The sequence below is a fragment of the Paraburkholderia sp. EB58 genome (assembly GCF_050436665.1).
Lineage (GTDB): Bacteria > Pseudomonadota > Gammaproteobacteria > Burkholderiales > Burkholderiaceae > Paraburkholderia.
In genome coordinates this window covers 1-1760 of the sequence record NZ_JBNDMQ010000098.1, presented here as the reverse complement: position 1 = coordinate 1760, position 1760 = coordinate 1, and the positions used below count along the sequence as shown (strand labels likewise).

Annotated in this window: 2 protein-coding genes; both read left to right on the top strand. The window is 60.5% G+C overall.

Annotated features, from left to right (window positions below):
* Positions 1 to 643 (top strand): response regulator transcription factor (locus tag P3T40_RS44875; RefSeq protein WP_429274085.1); only part of this gene is annotated, 643 nt, incomplete at its 5' end.
* A 77-nt stretch (positions 644 to 720) separates the two neighbouring features.
* Positions 721 to 1760, top strand: a 1040-nt coding sequence (locus P3T40_RS44870; RefSeq protein WP_429274084.1) for a sensor histidine kinase, incomplete at its 3' end; no start/stop codon positions are given.

The window sequence follows — 1760 nt, the reverse complement described above, 5'->3', positions numbered from 1 at the left end:
CACCGGCAATGAGATCGTTCGCGAACTGCAGAGTCGCGGCTACACGGTCGACTGGGTGGATAGCGGTCACGAGGGCATGGTACGGGCGATCAGCGCCGAGTACGATCTGATTACACTGGACCGAATGCTGCCTGGCATCGACGGGCTGACAATTTTGACCACCATACGCAGCGTGGGCATTCCTACGCCCGTGCTGATGCTCAGTTCATTGGGCGACGTCGACGAACGCGTACGCGGTCTGCGCGCAGGCGGCGACGACTACCTGACCAAGCCATTCGATCCCGAAGAGATGACCGCGCGTCTCGAAGCCCTCTTGCGCCGTAACCAGGCGCCAACTGCTCAGGCGCAGACCTCCCTATGCGTGGGATCGCTTGAACTCGACCTGATCTCGCGCAAGGTCCGACGCGATGGGCAGGACATCGAACTGCTGCCCACCGAATTTCGCGTGCTCGAATTCATGATGCGTCATGCCGGGCAGACCGTCACACGAACCATGCTCTTCGAAGCCGTCTGGGGCTACCACTTCGACCCGGGAACCAACCTGATTGACGTGCATATGGGTCGGCTGCGCAAGAAGATCGATCCATCGGGAGTCAAACCCATGATCGAAACCGTGCGCGGCGCCGGTTATATCCTTGCGTGAGAGCTACCGTGTCGGACATCACACTTCCCGCGCCATTGTCCCTGCGGCGACGTTGGCACTCAACGACATTCCGGTTGATGACCGTCTATACGGTGATCTTTTCGCTTTCCGTCATGCTGCTGATCGGATTCATCGGCTGGGCGGTGACCGGCGCCATGGAGCACGAAACCGATGTCGTAATGGACTGGCAACTGCTCTATTTCGATTCGATGCCACATGGCGATCTTGCAGACGCCATCTCTCGACGCATCGAGCATGAGCGCATGCACTCGAACTATTACGGCCTGTTTACGGCCGACGGTCAGCACATTGCAGGTGACATGCTTGTCCTTCCGCCGGATCTGCCGATGAACCGCACTGGTGTCACGCTCCACATCTTGTCAGTTGCAGGCGCGGAGCGAGCGCCGGTGGTACGCGTCATGGCCGAGCAGCGCCTCAACGGCGAGAAGCTCGTACTCGCACGTGACCTTACCCACGTCCTGAGAGTTCGCCAAAGGATTATCAACGCGCTCATCGTCGGCGGAATACTCTGCATGTTCACGGGCATCGCGGGTGGCCTGGCGTTGAGCGTGCGACAGATGCGCCGTCTGAAAGCGATCCGCCAGGCGACGCAATTGATCGCACAGGGTGACCTTGGCCAGCGCTTGCCAGCGGGAGGCCGCGACGAAATCGACATGCTGGCGCAGGTGGTCAATCACATGCTCGAGGAAGTGGAACGTCTGATGAACGAAGTGAAGGGAGCGTGCGATGGTATTGCTCACGACCTGCGCACGCCGCTCGCCCGCATTCACACCCTGCTTGTGCGCGTTGCGGAACGCGCCGGGCAACTGGACAACCCAGAACTGTCGACTCTGGTCGAGCGGTCCCGTCTCGAGACCACCGCACTCCTCGACCGTTTTCGCGCCATGCTGCGCATCTCTGAGATTGGCACATTGCAGCGGCGCGGAGGCTTTGCCCCATTGCAACTCGAGACCCTGGTTCAGGAGGTGGGCGAACTATACGAACCGCTTGCGGAAAGTCGCTCGATCCAGTTCGTCGTGCGCACGCAGCACGTGGGCACGATCCACGCGGACCGCGGCCTGTTGTTCGAGGCGCTGAACAATCTCGTCGACAATGC